The sequence below is a fragment of the Bacillus mycoides genome (assembly GCF_018742245.1).
GTDB classification, from domain to species: Bacteria; Bacillota; Bacilli; order Bacillales; family Bacillaceae_G; genus Bacillus_A; species Bacillus_A cereus_U.
On record NZ_CP036132.1, the window covers coordinates 5,097,354 to 5,114,971 of the forward strand.

Below are 17,618 nucleotides of genomic sequence, written 5' to 3' on the forward strand. Positions count from 1 at the left end.
CTCAATTTATTTTTATTGTTCACTAACATGAACTTTTACTGCCGCTGTTACTTGCGGATGCAATTTTACAGTGACGTTTGTATAACCTAATGCACGTATTGCATCGTCCATTTCAAATTTACGTTTATCAAGTTTAATCTTGTGTGATTTTTGCATTGCATCTACAATTTGTTTGCTTGTAATAGAACCAAATAAACGGCCACCTTCTCCAGATTTTGCCTTTAATTCTACAGTTAATTTCTCTAGTGTTTCTTTTAATTGTTTTGCATTTTCAAGCTCTGCTGCTGCATCTTTTTCCTCTTTGCGCTTTTGAGCATCTAAAGTTTTCACACTGCTGTTTGTCGCTTCGGCAGCTAACCCCTGTTTTAGTAAGAAATTATTTGCATAACCGTCTGGTACGTTTTTTATTTCTCCTTTTTTACCTTTACCTTTTACGTCTTTTAGAAAAATTACTTTCATGATTGTGTGCCTCCCTGTAAATAGTCATCAATAACAAATCGAAGCTTCTCCTCCGCTTCATCTACTGTAACATTTTTCATTTGTGTGGCTGCATTTGTTAAATGCCCGCCACCTCCTAAATTTTCCATAATTAGCTGTACATTCAATTCACCTAAAGATCTACCACTAATTCCAATGAAATTTTCTCCACGTTTTGCAATAACAAATGATGCAATGATACCTGTCATTGTCAATAATGTGTCTGCTGATTGTGCAATAAGTACTTGGTCATAATATTCATCACCATCAACTTTAGCAATCGCAATTCCATTTTTATAAATGTACGCATTTTTAATGGCTTTTGCAACTCGTAAATACTGACCCATATCTTCTTTTAAAAGTTCTTGTACAAGTACAGTGTCTGCGCCATGCGAGCGTAAATAAGAAGCGGCATCAAATGTACGAGCGCCTGTACGGAATGTAAAACTTTTCGTATCAACAATAATACCAGCTAACAATGCCGTTGCTTCTAACATGGTCATCTTTAAATTTTTCGGTTGATACTCAAGTAACTCTGTAACAAGCTCTGCCGTTGAAGAAGCGTATGGCTCCATATAAACAAGTAATGGATCTTCAATGAAATCTTCTCCACGGCGATGATGGTCAATAACTACTACATTTTCAATCTTATGTAACAGTTTTTCATCCATCACCATTGAAGGTTTATGCGTATCAACAACAACAAGTAATGAATCATCATTTGCAAATTCCATCGCTTGCCCTGGTGTAATAAAATGTGACCATAACTCTTCATTTTGTTTCACTTTATCCATCAAACGTTTGATTCCTTTATCAGAATCATTTTCATCTAATACAATATATCCTTTGCGCTCATTTAATTGAGCTACCTTTAAAATACCAATCGCTGCACCAATCGCATCCATATCAGGGGCTCTATGCCCCATTATAATGACATTACTGCTTTCTAATACTAAATCCTTTAATGCATGCGAAATAACTCTAGCACGTACACGAGTACGCTTTTCGACCGGGTTCGTCTTGCCACCGTAAAACTTAACTTTACCCGTTGCTTGTTTAATAGCTACTTGGTCTCCTCCTCGTCCTAATGCAAGGTCTAAACCAGATTGAGCCATCGCTCCAAGCTCCGATAAAGGTAAATCACCTGAGCCAACACCAACACTTAATGTAAGTGGTATATTCCTTTTTGACGTTTCTTCACGCACTTGATCCAAAATACTAAATTTCCCTTTCTCCATTTGCGCTAAAATACTTTCATTTAGTACAACGAAGAATCTTTCTGAAGATGCACGTTTCAAATATGCACCATACTTAACGGCCCATTCATTTAGACGTGACGTCACAAGACTTGTTATATTCGTACGTAATTGATCATCTAACCCTTGTGTAACTTCATCGTAATTATCTAAATAAATAACAGCCAAAACAGTGCGCTGATCCTCATACATTTTTTCAATCTCTGTTTGCTCAGTTACATCAAAAAAATAAATTAGTTTTTCTTCTTTCCTTACAAACACACGGAACTTCCGACTATTTAAAGATACTATATCATCAGAAGTCTCTCCTTTAATAAAAAGGAGTAATGTTTCTGATACATCGTACAGATGCCACCCAGCTAATGCGTGTTGCCCCAAACATGAAGACAAGTAAGGATTTGCCCAATCAATCCCATACTCCTTATTGTATAACAATATACCAATTGGCATCTGGTTGAATGCTTCGTTACTCACTTTTTTTACCCTAGTAATCATATCTGTCGTATACTTTTCAAAGTTCCTTTGAAAGGTAAGTTCAAATCGTATAACTAAAAAGAAAACGATGCTAAAAACAAAAAAGGAAGATATCCCCATAATTAAGTGGAAATAACAGAGAATCGAGATTAGCACCAACACAAAAAATGCCAATACGTAAACAGGATATAAAAACCACTGTTTCTTATAAAATTCAGGCATGTATACAACTCCTATAAAGTAAAACTAACTCACCTTCCAGTTAGTTAAACAAATTAAAATAGTGTAAGGAATATTATTTTATTCCCCTATTTTAGAACGCAATGAAATCCCTAAATCAATTATACCTAAGATTGTCACAAGAGGAAACAGCATTGGAATAAACATACATATAATAAAACTAATAATAGGAATACCTCTCGTAAAACCTTTTCTGTGTGCTAAAAAGGTGATAAACGTTAACCCTTGCAAGACGAGCAGCAAAGCAAAGATTACATATAGGTTAGAAAATACCATATGTAAATATGATGTTGGTTCTACTTTTATAAAAGTTGCTAACAAAATAAATATGACGTAATACCAGACAATACTCTTTGGCAATTGTATATCTTTAAATTTAGGCCAAGGTGTAACGTCGTGCTTTAACTTTCTCAAAACACTACCTGATATTAGCACTGTAATCCAAGAAAAACATACAGAAACTAGCACAAGTATACTTGGAAGTAACGTTTGTGATATATCATTCATTTGTGCAAGTAACTCTTTTTGTTCCTTACTAACTGGCATACCAGCAGCATTTGCTATCTTTTCACTTTGCGCCACGCTTTCACTAAATATATTTTGCATTTGCTTCATTAAATCTATGTTGAAAAATTTTATACTTCCAACATAAATGAGCATTATACCAATTAAATACGCAAGCGTTCCAGCTATCAATATCTCCACTGGTTTTTTCCCTTTTTTATACATATATCCTAATACGACACCTATTAACCCAAACATCACTGTCTTTATGAGACCAATCGGCTGACTCACAATAACTGTAATAAAAAGTGCCGCTACAAAAATCACGAGTATATTAGATAGTTTATGTCTTACTGTTAATAATATAAATGGTAACGGCAACACAAACGTTACCATTGTGCCTAAAATTGGAACATACCTAGATACAAGTAACAAAATAGCATATGTAGCCAATAACGCTGCACCCTCAGTAATAAATCTTGTATTTTTCATCATCTAACCTCTCTCTCAAAAAAAGAAAAGCATAGCAAAATGCACAGTAGAGTCCGACTCTACTGTGCATTTCATACGCTATTATTCACCAACATATGGTAAAAGTGCCATTTGACGAGCACGTTTAATTGCAACTGTAAGTTTGCGTTGGTATTTCGCGCTTGTTCCTGTTACACGACGAGGTAAAATTTTACCACGCTCAGAAACGAAACGTTTTAATAAATCAACATCTTTATAGTCAATGCGAGTGATGCCGTTAGATGTGAAGAAACACACCTTACGACGCTTCGCACGTCCACCTTTGCGTCCTGCCATGTCTATTCCCTCCATTCTTTGTTAAAAATATCCGATTCATACCATTAAAATGGTAAATCGTCGTCCGAAATGTCAATCGGTTGACCAACATTCGAAAATGGATCGTCATTCTTCGTAAATCCAGAGTTACCAGTGTTACCTGAGTTACCGGGATTACTAGATTGACCAAATGGGTTAGAGCTTTGGTTACCGAAACCAGCTCCTGATGGTTGCTGATTGAATGAACCACGTTGCTCCCCACCGCCATTACGCGGCTCTAAAAATTGTACGCTCTCCGCAAGAACTTCTGTTACATATACACGTTTACCATCTTGTCCATCGTAATTACGAGTTTGAAGACGTCCGTCTACGCCTGCTAAGCTACCTTTTTTCAAATAATTTGCCACGTTTTCTGCTTGTTTACGCCATATTACACAATTAATAAAGTCAGCTTCACGCTCACCTTGTTGATTCGCAAATGCGCGATTCACAGCTAACGTAAAAGTAGCTACTGCAACACCATTGGGCGTGTAACGTAAGTCAGGGTCCTTAGTTAAACGACCAACGAGGATAACACGATTCATCAATCGAACCACTCTCCCTTATATATCAATTATTTTTCTTCTTCTTTAACAACGATATGACGAAGGATGTCTTCGTTGATCTTAGCTAAACGGTCGAATTCGTTAATCGCTTCTGCGTTAGAGTTCACGTTTAAGATCATGTAGAAACCTTCACGTAAGTCGTTGATTTCGTAAGCTAAACGACGCTTACCCCACTCTTTCGTGTTAATGATTTCTGCACCATTGTTTGTTAAAACACCTGCAAAACGTTCAACTAAAGCTTTTTGAGCTTCTTCTTCAACGCCAGGACGAATGATGTACATAATTTCGTACTTTCTCATTACACTTTCACCTCCTTTTGGTCTAAACGGCCCATAATGGGCAAGGAGCAATTAATTTATAGTAATTACTCACGAGTTTAGATTATATCATAGTAAGTTATATGAATCAACTCACCAATACGTAAAAAACTTGGCAAACATATAATATATTTGCCAAGTCCATATCTTTATTTTTCCTAGGAAATATTAAATTAAACGTTAAAGCGGAAGTGCATAACATCTCCGTCTTTTACGATATACTCTTTTCCTTCTAAACGTACTTTTCCAGCTTCTTTTGCAGCTGTCATAGAGCCATTTGTCATTAAATCAGTATAAGAAACTGTTTCCGCACGAATAAATCCACGTTCAAAGTCCGTATGAATAACACCAGCACATTGTGGTGCTTTCATACCTTGTTTAAACGTCCATGCACGTACTTCTTGCACACCAGCTGTGAAGTAAGTAGCAAGTCCTAATAAGTCATATGCAGCGCGAATTAATTGATCTAAACCAGATTCTTCAATACCTAGTTCTTCAAGGAATACTTTCTTCTCTTCCTCATCTAACTCAGCAATTTCTGATTCGATTTTTGCACATACAACAATTACTTGTGAATTTTCATTTGCTGCAAATTCTTTTACCATTTGTACATATTTATTGTCAGAAGGATCCATAATATCATCTTCACTTACGTTTGCTACGTATAGCATTTCTTTCGTTGTAAGTAAATGAAGGCCTTTAACAATCTTCATTTGCTCTTCTGTAAATTCAACAGTACGAGCTGGTTTTCCCTCTTCGAAAGCTTCTTTTAAACGAACTAAAATTTCATGCTCATATACAGCTTCTTTATCTTTTTGTCTTGCTAACTTCGCAACTCGTTCGATACGTTTATCAACAGATTCCAAATCCGCTAAGATTAGCTCTAAGTTGATTGTTTCAATGTCATCAATTGGATCTACTTTTCCTGAAACATGCGTAATATTTTCATCTTCAAAACAACGAACAACTTGGCAAATTGCATCTACTTGACGAATGTGAGATAAGAATTTATTTCCTAACCCTTCACCTTTACTCGCACCTTTTACGATACCTGCGATATCAGTAAATTCGAATACAGTTGGAACAGTTTTTTTCGGTTCTACTAATTCCGTTAATTTATTTAAACGCTCATCTGGTACTTCTACAATCCCTACGTTTGGATCGATTGTACAGAATGGATAGTTCGCAGATTCTGCTCCTGCTTGTGTAATTGCATTAAATAAAGTGGACTTCCCTACGTTAGGTAATCCAACAATCCCAGCCGTTAATCCCATATTTTTCACTCCTATGTCTCAATCTTTCATCATTATAGATAGTAACGAAAAAAATGACAAGTTTCCACCAAATGAAAAAAAGCAACGGCTGTCTACTGCAGCTGTTGCTTTTTCACTATTCTTCATGCTTCACAAGTATTTTTTTTACCTTACGATCAAACTCTCTTCGAGGAATCATTACCGAATGGTCACACCCCTCGCACTTAACGCGGATATCCATTCCCATACGAATAATCTTCCAGCGATTTTCACCACATGGATGGGCTTTCTTCATTTCCACAACATCGTACAAGTTATATTGCTTTTGCTCCATTCTCCAAATCCCTCCCACTATTAAATTGCTTTTTCACTAACTAATTCTTCGCGACTATATAAAACCATACGTGGGTATGGAATTTCAATCCCATGTAAATCAAGACGATTTTTAATCTCTTTGCGAAGAGCCCTCGCAATAACTGCATGCTGCATCGGCTCAACTTCAGCAATAACACGTAATACAACTTCAGACGCTGCCAATGTTTGAACACCTAGCAATTGAGGTGTTGTTACCATCTTCTCATATTTTTCTGGTAATTCAACTAATAAATCTTCAATAACTTGCTCCGCTCGTACTATATCACTTTCATAAGAAATAGATACATCAACAAATGCTACACTATTGCTAACGGAAAAGTTCGTTACTTGTACAATACTACCATTTGGTATTATATGAATTTCACCTGTCCAGCTCTTCATCTTCGTTGTACGTAGTCCTATTTCCAAAACGGTTCCTTCAAATTGACCTATCCTTACATAATCACCTACTGAAAATTGATCCTCTAACAAAATAAATAATCCTGTAATAACATCTTTAACTAAACTTTGTGCACCAAAACCGACTGCTAAACCAATTACCCCAGCACCGGCTAATAGACCTGACGCATTAATATCAAACACACCTAAAATTGCAATTAACATAATGAACATAACAACGTATGCCACAATATTTTCAAGCAACTTCGCTACCGTAACTGTACGACGTTCTGAAATTTGAATCGGCGAACGGCTTCCCATACGAAACGCATTTCGTACAATTGCCCTCGCAACTCGCACAACGATTGCACCAAGTATTAAAATAACGATTATTTTTAGTGATTTCACACCTATATTCGTCCAATCAATGGACTGAAACCATTTCAACGCTAAATCCATGTCCCTCTACCTCTCCAGCTAAAATTTCTTTTTAGTTATCCTTATTATTGTATCAGAACTCTCTCTGATTTCTGAAAAAAATTTATGACTTTAATTCCATTTGTTAACTTCCATTCAGGTATAAAATGAAACGAATATATATATACTAGTACTATTATTTCTGTTTTCATTCACAGTTTGCAAAAAGTATGCACTTATAATTTTCCATTTCATACACCATATAACATATTGTGAAAATTTATTAAAAGGATGGGTGCTTCATGAATATTAGAAGTTTTCGCTTACCTTTTTTTGAAAAAGAAACTCAAAATGTTATGCATCATGACTTAGAAGCCTCTGAGACAATCAGTAATTTCTTACTTTCCCATATTCCCATTAAGACTAATATGCCACTCATTCTCGTTTGTATCGGAACAGACCGTTCCACCGGTGATGCACTTGGTCCATTAGTTGGTACTAAACTAGAACAAATTGAAATCAAAAACCTTCAAGTATTCGGCACACTAGACGAACCAATACATGCACTAAACTTAGAAGATAAAATTCAGAATATACAGAAAGAAAACCCTACTTCATTTATTATTGCTGTTGATGCATGTTTAGGAAAATCTCAAAGTATCGGTTCTATAACTACCGGAAAGGGCCCCAGTAAACCTGGAGCTGCGATGAATAAGAAATTACCTGAAATTGGTGATCTGCATATTCATGGCATCGTAAATTTAAATGGTTTCATGGAGTTTTTCGTACTTCAAAATACAAGACTAAGTTTAGTCATGAAGATGGCTGATGTAATTGCACAAAGTATAAAAGAAACAGACCAAAAATTATCTGCATTAAAAAAAGCAAACCATCTATAAACAATAAGATGGTTTGCTTTTTAATTTCCCTTTGATAATAATTCTAAAATTCGATTTAAATCTTCTTTATTAAAAAATTCGATTTCGATTTTACCTTTTTCTTTTTTCGTTTCTTTGATTTTTACATCCGTACCAAACTTTTCTCTTAAAAATGTTTCACGCTCTACAAAAAATATATTTCTTTCTTTTTTCACTTGTTGTGTTTCACGTGAAACACGTTGATTAATTTCCTGGACAATTTGTTCCAATTGGCGAACATTCAGTCCTTCTTTTTCAATTCGCTTCAATAAAGATTTCAACTGTTCTTCATCTTTTATTGTAAGTAAAGTTCTTCCATGAGCCATTGAAAGCTGACCGTTTGCAATCATATCTTGAACGAATGAAGGGAGGCTTAACAATCGAGTATAATTTGCGATATAAGGCCTGCTTTTACCAAGACGTTTTGCTAATTGTTCTTGTGTCACATTTAGCTCGTTCATTAACATCTGATATGCCATTGCCTCTTCCATAGGATTTAAATCTTCTCGTTGTAAGTTTTCAAGCAAAGCAAATTCCATCATTTGCTGCTCATTTAATTGCCTTACGACAGCAGGCACCTTCTCAAGTCCGGCCTCTTTAGCAGCACGATATCTTCTTTCACCCGCAACTATTTCATATCCTTTAATACTCTTTCGAGCAATTAACGGTTGCAATATACCGTGCTCTTTAATAGACGCCGCTAATTCCTGAATCGCTTCTTTATTGAAATGTTTACGTGGTTGATATGGATTCGGCCTTAATTCAGTTACGATAATCTCCTGAATCGTTTCTTCTTCTTTCACATCTAAATCTGGAAAAAACACATTGATTCCTCTTCCTAATCCCTTAGCCACCTGCAATCACTTCCTCTGCTAAATCTAAATATACTTCTGCTCCTCTTGATTTAGCGTCATACTGCATAATTGGTTTTCCATGACTTGGTGCCTCACTTAAGCGAACATTACGAGGAATAATCGAACGATATACTTTATCCCTAAAGTATTTTTTCACTTCATCTATAACTTGAATTCCTAAATTTGTACGAGCATCCAACATCGTTAACAATACACCTTGAATTGCTAAATTTTTATTTAAATGCTTTTGCACAAGTCGAACTGTATTTAATAGCTGACTTAACCCTTCCAGCGCGTAATATTCACACTGTACAGGAATAATAACAGAATCTGCTGCTGTTAATGCATTAATCGTTAATAATCCTAAGGATGGGGGACAGTCAATAATAATATACTCATATTCATCACGAATTGGCTGTAATGCTCTTTGCAAGCGTACTTCCCGGGAAATGGTTGGTACCAATTCAATTTCAGCACCAGCCAATTGAATTGTAGCGGGTAAAACATCTAAGTTTTCAGTTGCGGTTTTCCGTATAACACCTTGAACATCTGCATCTTCGACAAGAACATTATAAATACATTGATCTAATTCAGACTTTTCAATCCCTACACCAGTCGTTGCATTTCCTTGAGCATCAATATCTACGAGAAGGACTTTTTTTCCTACTTGTGCCAATCCAGCCCCTAAATTAACGGATGTTGTTGTTTTTCCAACACCGCCTTTTTGATTAGCAATAGCAATGATTTTTCCCATGATGTCACCTACTTTCAACCTTTCTTATTCTAGAAACAATTATATTTATTGTAACATGAAATAAAAGTTTTTCTTTTACGTCCTTATTAAACTTCAAAATTTATTTCTAAACTCCTTCTTGCTTTAACAAGAAAATATAGTAAAAGAGACCTCTCCAATAGGATAAGGTCTCTAGCACGTAATTATTTTTTCTTCGGAATTTTAATCGTAATTTGATAGTATTCATCAAACTCTTCTTCCGCAGAATTAACATTCAAACCACTGTTAGCAACCATTTGTAATGATTGTCTAATTGTGTTCATGGCAATTCTCGCATCTCGACTTACTGCTTTTTGCTTCGCTTTGCGCTTTGGTTTTACTTCTTCTAGTAACTTTGCAATTCGTTCTTCTGTTTGCTTTACATTCAATTGCTTCTCCACAATCTCTTGTAAAACCTTCAGTTGTAATTCCTCATTTTTCAAAGGAATAAGGGCGCGAGCATGCCGTTCTGTAATACTTTTTTCTAATAAGGCACTTTTGACTTCTTCAGGCAATTTTAATAATCGCAATTTATTTGCGACTGTCGATTGTCCTTTTCCAAGTCGTTGTGCCAATGCTTCTTGTGTTAAATTATGTAACTCAATCAGCTTTTGATATGCCACAGCTTCCTCAATTGCTGTTAATTCCTCACGCTGCAAATTTTCAATTAACGCTACAGAAGCTGTCTCAGTATCATTTAAATTCTTTATTATTGCAGGAACTTTTTCCCACCCTAACTTTGTTGCTGCGCGGAAACGCCTTTCCCCGGCAATAATCTCGTACTTATCATCCTCATACTGTCTCACAACAATCGGCTGGATAAGCCCATGTGTACGGATCGTTAATGCTAGCTCCTCAATACGTGCATCGTCAAAAACTGTCCGTGGTTGATAACGGTTAGGGGTAATGTTTACTATCGGAATTTCCTGTATTTCTTCATATACCTTTTTAGCTATTTCTTCATGGCTTTCGTCTTGTAATTCGAATTCGCTCTCTTTATCTCCAAAGCCAAATAAACGAGAAAACGTATTTTTCATACATATTCCACCACCTTTTAGGCCTATTGACTGTTCTACATAAAATGTTTCCTATGAAACATTTACGTTTTCATTTATATAATTTAATCTTACGTCTAATAAGATTTATTTTTCAATAGGTAATTTATTGGGCGTTCCCGGTTTGCGTGGATATTTCTTTGGTGTCTTGCGCTTTTTCTCGATTAATAAAATATTACGCTCACTTTCTTCAAACGGTAATTGGAACGTAGACATTTCTTTCAATTCTCCGCCAAGTACCTCTAAAGCATATTTTCCATTTTCGATTTCTTCGTTCGCCGCTGCACCTTTCATTGCAATGAATGTTCCCCCTACTTTTACAAGTGGTAAACATAGCTCACTTAATACAGAAAGACGTGCAACTGCACGTGCCATTACAATATCGTATGCTTCACGTACATCTTCTTTTTTTCCAAATGTTTCAGCACGATCATGACAAAATGCAACATCACTTAATTCTAACTTTTGCGCTAAGTGATTTAAGAAATTAATACGTTTTTGTAATGAATCTACGATTGTTACTTTTAAGTGCGGGAAACAGATTTTTAAAGGGATACTTGGGAATCCAGCTCCTGCTCCAACATCACAAATAGAAAATGGTTTCGAAAAATCATAATAAAAAGCCGCTGTAACAGAATCAAAAAAGTGTTTTAAGTATACTTCTTCTTTCTCCGTAATAGCCGTTAAGTTCATTTTTTCATTCCACTCTACTAACGTTTCAAAGTAGATTTCGAACTGCTCTAACTGTCTAGAAGAGAGGGAAATACCCTTCTCTTCTAGCATAGATTGAAATTGTTCTATGTTCATCTAGCAATATCTCCTTACTATGTTATTGGTTCGATACTCGTGCAATTTTTCCTTGTTCAATGTAAATAAGCAAAATGGAAACATCAGCTGGATTTACGCCAGAAATACGTGAAGCTTGCCCCATCGAAAGCGGACGAACATCTTTCAATTTCTGTCTCGCTTCTGAGGCAAGGCTAGAAATCGCATCATAATCAATATCCACAGGAATTTTTTTGTTTTCCATTTTCTTCATACGCTCTACTTGCTGTAAAGACTTCTCGATATATCCTTCGTACTTAATCTGAATTTCAACTTGTTCTGTAATTTCATCATTTAATTCTAATTCACTTGGTACTAAAAGATGAATATGCTCATATGTCATCTCTGGACGACGTAATAAGTCACTTGCACGTATTCCATCTTTCAATTCGCTTCCACCAATACTACGAATTAATTCTTGAACTTCAGGACGCGGTTTAATAAAAATACTCTCTAACCGTTCCTTTTCCTGTTCAATTTGTAGTTTTTTATTTGTAAATCTCTCATAACGATCTTCTTTAATTAAACCAATTTCACGCCCAACCTCAGTTAGACGAAGATCTGCATTATCATGGCGTAATAATAAACGATATTCTGCACGAGACGTTAATAAACGGTATGGTTCATTTGTGCCTTTCGTTACAAGATCATCAATTAAGACACCAATATATGCATCAGCGCGACCTAAAATAACTTCTTTTTTACCTAAAGAACGACACGCTGCATTAATTCCAGCCATAAGCCCTTGTCCTGCCGCTTCTTCGTAACCAGAAGTCCCATTAATTTGTCCTGCTGTATATAAATTTTTAATTTTTTTCGTTTCAAGTGTTGGCCATAGTTGAGTTGGTACAATTGCATCATATTCAATTGCATAACCCGTACGCATCATTTCAACATTTTCCAGGCCAGGAATTGTTCTAAGCATTGCACGCTGTACATCTTCTGGTAAACTCGTCGATAAGCCTTGTACATATACTTCTTGCGTATTACGTCCTTCTGGCTCTAAGAAAATTTGATGACGTGGTTTATCGTTAAATCTTACTACCTTGTCTTCAATTGAAGGGCAATATCTAGGCCCTGTTCCTTTAATCATACCAGAATACATAGCTGAGCGATGTAAGTTTTCATCTATTAAACGATGTGTTTCTGTACTTGTATACGTTAACCAACATGGAATTTGATCCATAATAAATTTTGTCGTTTCAAAAGAGAAAGCACGTGGCTTATCATCACCTGGTTGAATTTCTGTTTTACTATAATCAATCGTATTACTGTTTACACGGGGAGGTGTACCTGTTTTAAATCTAACAAGATCAAAACCAAGTTCCTCTAAGTGTTCAGATAACGTAATAGATGGTTGCTGATTATTTGGACCACTTGAATATTTTAAATCTCCCATAATAATCTCACCACGTAAAAATGTTCCCGTTGTAATTACAACTGTTTTCGCTGTGTATTCAGCACCAGCTTGTGTAATTACCCCTTTACATACACCATCTTCAACAATTAAACGCTCTACCAAACCTTGAAACAACGTTAAATTTGGTGTTTCTTCAATTGTTTTCTTTAACTCATGCTGGTAAGAGAATTTATCAGCTTGTGCACGAAGCGCGCGTACAGCTGGTCCTTTACCCGTATTTAACATACGCATTTGAATATGTGTTTTATCAATATTGCGTCCCATTTCTCCGCCTAATGCATCAATTTCACGAACAACAATCCCTTTTGCTGGTCCACCAACAGAAGGGTTACATGGCATGAACGCTACCATATCTAAGTTAATTGTTAACATTAATGTTTTTGAGCCCATTCGTGCTGCCGCAAGACCAGCTTCACATCCTGCATGACCTGCACCGATTACTATGACATCATATGAACCGGCATTGTATCCCATTGTTTATTCCTCCTAATAACCTCTATCTTACTAAATCATCTCTGATTAAAGTTTTACTTTATTTTCCTAAACAAAATTGAGAGAACAATTGGTCAATTAAGCTTTCATGGACAGTATCACCAGTAATTTCACCAAGTATTTCCCACGCTCTTGTTAAATCAATTTGAACCATATCAATCGGAACACCATTTTCTATCGCTTCAATTGCATCGTTAATTGTTCTTCCTGCTTGTGTTAATAATCCGATATGTCTCGCATTAGACACGTATGTCATATCCGCAGAATCAATTGTTCCTTCAAAGAATAAATCAGCTATTGCCTTTTCAAGCTCATCTATTCCTTGCTCCTCAATTAAAGATGTTGTAATAACACGATTGCCTACCGCTAAATCTGTAACACGTTCCATATCAATTTCTTGCGGTAAATCTGTCTTATTTACAATGACAATGAAATCTTTTCCTTGTACGGCACGGAATAGATCCTCATCTTCATTTGTTAAAGCCTCGCTATAGTTCACTACAATTAACACTAAGTCTGCTTGGCTCATCATTTCCTTCGAACGCTCTACACCAATTCGTTCAACAATATCTTCCGTTTCACGAATTCCGGCTGTATCTATAAGTTTAAGTGGTACACCACGCACATTAACGTACTCTTCAATAACATCACGAGTTGTTCCTGCAATATCAGTTACAATTGCCTTTTTCTCCTGAACAAGACTATTTAATAGCGATGATTTCCCAACGTTAGGTCTACCGATAATCGCGGTAGAAATGCCTTCACGTAAAATCTTTCCTTGCTTCGATGTTTCTAATATCTTTGCAATTTCAGCACGGACATGTGTAGCTTTCTCAATTAAAATATTATGCGTCATCTCTTCTACATCATCATATTCTGGGTAATCTATATTCACCTCAATATGAGCTAATGTTTCTAATATTTCTTGACGCAGATGGCCGATTAATTTAGATAATCGTCCTTCCATTTGGTTAATCGCTACATTCATAGCACGATCTGTTTTCGCGCGGATTAAGTCCATAACAGCTTCTGCTTGTGACAAATCAATACGTCCATTTAAAAAAGCACGTTTTGTAAATTCACCAGGCTCTGCCAGTCGTACTCCTTGTGCTAAAATAAGCTGTAATACTTTATTTACCGAAACAAGCCCACCATGACAGTTAATTTCTACTATATTTTCACGCGTAAAAGTCCTTGGTGCACGCATAATGGATACCATAACTTCTTCAATAACTTGATTTGTATCTAAATCGACAATATGACCATAATGAATTGTATGAGAAGAAACCTGTGTTAAATCCTTCCCTTTAAAAATACGATCGACTTTCTCAATCGCATCATCCCCACTTACTCGAACAATGGCAATTGCACCTTCCCCAAGTGCTGTGGAAATTGCGGCAATTGTATCAAATTCCATGTCCTTTCACCTCACTTGCTTATTTATCTCTATTTCAACATGAATTTTTTCCGTCACTAAATTATTAGGATACCATAACGAACCTATCTACAAAAGAATAATAACTCATTTTATTATGTCCTTATGTAAAAAACACTAAACTTATTCACAGTGGATAAATCTAGTGTTTTTTAGTTATCCACATTTATTTTCCCCTCAAAAAAACCGGCACTCAATTGAGTAACCGGTCACTTGGAAGATATTACAACATACCGATGTGGTTCTTTCCCTTCAGAAGTTGTAATGATATTTTGATGATTAGATAATGCTTGGTGAATAATTTTTCGTTCAAAAGAAGGCATTGGTTCTAGAACAACTCTTTTTTTCGTACTCACTACTTGTTTTGCCAATCGATAAGAAAGAGATTCTAACGTAGTTTTTCTTTTACTACGATAGTTTTCAGCATCCAGTGTAATACCAATATATTGCTTTGTATTACGATTCGCAACAAGCTTTGTTAAATACTGTAAAGAATTCAACGTATTACCTCTTTTGCCAATTAAAACACCAATGTTTTCACCAGAAATTGTAAATTCAACTTCGCGTCCTTTTACAATTTTTCTAATCTCAACTTCCACACCCATATTTTGAATAACATTTTTTAAATATTCTTCACATTCTTGGATTGGATCTTTTTTCAATACAACTTCTACTACAGCGAGGCGATTCCCAAATAAACCTAGGAATCCCCTCTTACCCTCATCGATAATATTTATATCTACTCGATCTTTCGAAACATTTAATTGTCTTAAAGCATCTTGTACTGCCAGCTCGACTGTTTGTCCTTTAGCAGTAATTATACTCACTTGCTTGATCCTCCTGCCTTACTAGCCTTAATTTCAGGCCCTTTGATCAGATACATTTGAGCGATACCAAAGATATTACCAACTACCCAGTACAATGATAGTGCTGCTGGGAAGTTAATTGCAAAGACTAAGATCATAATTGGCATAAGCCAAATCATCATTGCCATTTGCGGATTTTGCCCAGCCGTTCCTGCCATTGCAAGCTTTTGCTGAATAAAAGTCGTAATAGCCGCAACGATTGGAAGGATATAGTAAGGATCTGCCTGTCCTAAATCAAACCATAAAAATGTATGTTTACTAATTTCTGCCGTTCTCATAATCGCATGATAAAAAGCGAATAGGATAGGCATCTGAACAAATATTGGTAAACATCCTGCTAATGGATTTACACCATTTTTTTGGTACAACTGCATCATTTCTTGTTGTAATTTTTGTTGTGTTGCTTGATCTTTTGAGCTGTACTTTTCTTTTAATTTCACCATTTCTGGTTGTAACGCCTGCATTGCTTTCGTACTCTTCGTTTGTTTAATCATTAATGGTAATAATGCAAAACGAATGATAAGAGTTGTAACAACGATTGCTAAACCATAATTACTGCCAAATAAATTTGCAAAATACGTGATTAACTGAGAAAGCGGGTATACGAAATATTCATTCCAAATCCCTGTGCTTTTCGGTGTAATCGGCTGATTTGTTTCACTACAGCCGGTAGCGATTGCCATTAACATAATAACCATGGCTAATAAACCTATTTTCTTTTTCAAAGCCTGCTCCTCCTTGTTTCGGTATGTATATAGTGTAATTCATTTCCTTACGCTACTTTTTTATTCTTTTCATACCAGAGCGTTTAAAGACATGAATTAAGCTTTTCTTTAACTCTTCATATGTCATCTCTGCACAAGGCTTCCTTGCTATTATAACAAAATCTTTTCCAGAATCTATCTCATCTTTTAATTCTATAATCGATTGGCGGATCATACGCTTAATTCGATTACGCACTACTGCATTTCCTATTTTCTTACTAACAGAAAGACCAATGCGAAAATGCGGCTGTTTTTCTTTATCTAATTTGTATACAACAAACTGGCGATTGGCATTCGATTGTCCTTTTTGGAAAACAGCCTGGAATTCATCATTCTTTTTTATACGATTTTTTTTCTTCATATCATTTGACACTCCTGTATTTCATCAGCGGAAACTCATTATTATTAGAAAAAAAGACCACTGAACGATCAGTGGTCTACGCAGATAATACTTTTCTTCCTTTACGACGACGAGCTGCTAGCACTTTACGTCCGTTTGCTGTGCTCATACGGCTGCGGAAACCATGTACTTTGCTGCGCTTACGTTTATTTGGTTGGTAAGTTCTTTTCATTATATGACACCTCCCTGAGGAATATCTGTTAAAGACAGTCTAATAAATTATAGTAAATCAAATAGGAAAATGTCAATGGTTCTCGAAATTTTCATCAAATATTCATTTTTAACCTATTCACATACTTTTTCACAGTCCCTATATTTCCTTGTGGATAAATTTATTTTCTCTTTTTTGTATCCACAAACTCTTTTTTTACTTTTACACAGTATATCGTGTTGTGGACAAGTTTATTCCACAAGGTATTGATTTTGTGGATAACTTTCTTAAATTCATTGCTATAGCTGCTTTTTTTTGATATTATAGTTGTGTTTTCACTTTGAATAAGTTTTCCACACCTTTATTTTATCCACAATTTGTGTATAACATGTGGATAGTTTAAATCACATGTTGGTAAATAGTTGTCCACATGTGTTATTTTGTCGAAAACTCTATCTCGGATACTAACGACGTTTTTATATTTTAAAATACGTTTCGTATAAATATGCATTAGAAATATTTACAGGTTGTACAATTGTTGCGCAACCTTATTCTTTTACCATCTTTAGTAAAGGAGGGACACCT

20 protein-coding genes are annotated in these 17,618 nt (G+C 35.7%); 1 reads left to right on the plus strand and 19 read right to left on the minus strand.

Annotated elements, in window-relative coordinates:
• Positions 1-12: 12 nt before the first annotated feature.
• From rplI to EXW56_RS26195, 9 genes are all read right to left on the minus strand, one after another.
• Complete coding sequence (gene rplI, locus EXW56_RS26155; RefSeq protein WP_002113223.1) at positions 13-459, minus strand: 50S ribosomal protein L9; 447 nt, start codon at positions 457-459, stop codon at positions 13-15.
• The gene (locus tag EXW56_RS26160; RefSeq protein ID WP_002113224.1) at positions 456-2,429 is read right to left on the minus strand and encodes a DHH family phosphoesterase; all 1,974 of its coding nucleotides are present in this window, start codon (positions 2,427-2,429) and stop codon (positions 456-458) included. The genes rplI and EXW56_RS26160 overlap by 4 nt, the downstream gene beginning before the upstream one ends.
• A gap of 78 nt (positions 2,430-2,507) precedes the next feature.
• Positions 2,508-3,443: a YybS family protein gene (locus tag EXW56_RS26165; RefSeq protein ID WP_002198684.1), complete on the minus strand. Its 936-nt coding sequence runs from the start codon at positions 3,441-3,443 to the stop codon at positions 2,508-2,510.
• A gap of 81 nt (positions 3,444-3,524) precedes the next feature.
• Positions 3,525-3,758: a 30S ribosomal protein S18 gene (gene rpsR / locus EXW56_RS26170; RefSeq protein WP_000918874.1), complete on the minus strand. Its 234-nt coding sequence runs from the start codon at positions 3,756-3,758 to the stop codon at positions 3,525-3,527.
• Between the two features lie 44 nt (positions 3,759-3,802).
• Entirely contained in the window at positions 3,803-4,324 is a 522-nt protein-coding gene (gene ssb, locus EXW56_RS26175; RefSeq protein ID WP_002113227.1) for a single-stranded DNA-binding protein, read from the minus strand.
• A 26-nt stretch (positions 4,325-4,350) separates the two neighbouring features.
• Entirely contained in the window at positions 4,351-4,641 is a 291-nt protein-coding gene (rpsF, locus tag EXW56_RS26180) for a 30S ribosomal protein S6 (RefSeq protein WP_001233781.1), read from the minus strand.
• Between the two features lie 191 nt (positions 4,642-4,832).
• Positions 4,833-5,933, minus strand: coding sequence for a redox-regulated ATPase YchF (gene ychF, locus EXW56_RS26185; protein ID WP_002130188.1), 1,101 nt, complete (start codon positions 5,931-5,933; stop codon positions 4,833-4,835).
• A gap of 115 nt (positions 5,934-6,048) precedes the next feature.
• Entirely contained in the window at positions 6,049-6,246 is a 198-nt protein-coding gene (locus EXW56_RS26190; RefSeq protein WP_000436054.1) for a DUF951 domain-containing protein, read from the minus strand.
• A 20-nt stretch (positions 6,247-6,266) separates the two neighbouring features.
• Positions 6,267-7,124: a mechanosensitive ion channel family protein gene (locus EXW56_RS26195; protein WP_002113229.1), complete on the minus strand. Its 858-nt coding sequence runs from the start codon at positions 7,122-7,124 to the stop codon at positions 6,267-6,269.
• Positions 7,125-7,384: 260 nt separating this feature from the next.
• On the opposite strand from EXW56_RS26195, the gene yyaC reads away from it, so the two are divergent.
• Complete coding sequence (gene yyaC / locus EXW56_RS26200) at positions 7,385-7,981, plus strand: spore protease YyaC (RefSeq protein ID WP_098988891.1); 597 nt, start codon at positions 7,385-7,387, stop codon at positions 7,979-7,981.
• A 20-nt stretch (positions 7,982-8,001) separates the two neighbouring features.
• On the opposite strand, the gene spo0J is transcribed toward yyaC, so the two are convergent.
• From spo0J to rpmH, 10 genes are all read right to left on the minus strand, one after another.
• Positions 8,002-8,853, minus strand: coding sequence for a stage 0 sporulation protein Spo0J (gene spo0J / locus EXW56_RS26205; RefSeq protein WP_171902578.1), 852 nt, complete (start codon positions 8,851-8,853; stop codon positions 8,002-8,004).
• Positions 8,846-9,607, minus strand: coding sequence for a sporulation initiation inhibitor protein Soj (gene soj / locus EXW56_RS26210; RefSeq protein ID WP_002113231.1), 762 nt, complete (start codon positions 9,605-9,607; stop codon positions 8,846-8,848). The genes spo0J and soj overlap by 8 nt, the downstream gene beginning before the upstream one ends.
• A 182-nt stretch (positions 9,608-9,789) precedes the next feature.
• Positions 9,790-10,662, minus strand: coding sequence for a nucleoid occlusion protein (gene noc / locus EXW56_RS26215; protein ID WP_002113232.1), 873 nt, complete (start codon positions 10,660-10,662; stop codon positions 9,790-9,792).
• 105 nt (positions 10,663-10,767) lie between these two features.
• Complete coding sequence (gene rsmG, locus EXW56_RS26220; RefSeq protein ID WP_002198683.1) at positions 10,768-11,487, minus strand: 16S rRNA (guanine(527)-N(7))-methyltransferase RsmG; 720 nt, start codon at positions 11,485-11,487, stop codon at positions 10,768-10,770.
• A gap of 22 nt (positions 11,488-11,509) precedes the next feature.
• A complete protein-coding gene (mnmG, locus tag EXW56_RS26225) occupies positions 11,510-13,399 on the minus strand; it encodes a tRNA uridine-5-carboxymethylaminomethyl(34) synthesis enzyme MnmG (RefSeq protein ID WP_002113233.1) in 1,890 nt (629 codons plus the stop codon).
• A 58-nt stretch (positions 13,400-13,457) separates the two neighbouring features.
• Positions 13,458-14,834, minus strand: a complete 1,377-nt coding sequence (gene mnmE, locus EXW56_RS26230) for a tRNA uridine-5-carboxymethylaminomethyl(34) synthesis GTPase MnmE (protein WP_002034990.1) — start codon at positions 14,832-14,834, stop codon at positions 13,458-13,460.
• Between the two features lie 227 nt (positions 14,835-15,061).
• Positions 15,062-15,679 carry an RNA-binding cell elongation regulator Jag/EloR gene (gene jag / locus EXW56_RS26235; protein WP_002113234.1) on the minus strand — a complete coding sequence of 206 codons (618 nt, stop codon included), beginning with the start codon at positions 15,677-15,679 and terminating at the stop codon, positions 15,062-15,064.
• The gene (spoIIIJ, locus tag EXW56_RS26240; protein WP_002113235.1) at positions 15,676-16,443 is read right to left on the minus strand and encodes a YidC family membrane integrase SpoIIIJ; all 768 of its coding nucleotides are present in this window, start codon (positions 16,441-16,443) and stop codon (positions 15,676-15,678) included. Before spoIIIJ ends, jag begins: the two co-directional genes overlap by 4 nt.
• Positions 16,444-16,495: 52 nt before the next feature.
• Positions 16,496-16,843: a ribonuclease P protein component gene (rnpA, locus tag EXW56_RS26245; protein WP_002089963.1), complete on the minus strand. Its 348-nt coding sequence runs from the start codon at positions 16,841-16,843 to the stop codon at positions 16,496-16,498.
• A gap of 76 nt (positions 16,844-16,919) precedes the next feature.
• Positions 16,920-17,054 carry a 50S ribosomal protein L34 gene (gene rpmH / locus EXW56_RS26250; RefSeq protein WP_000831901.1) on the minus strand — a complete coding sequence of 45 codons (135 nt, stop codon included), beginning with the start codon at positions 17,052-17,054 and terminating at the stop codon, positions 16,920-16,922.
• Positions 17,055-17,618 lie beyond the last annotated feature (564 nt).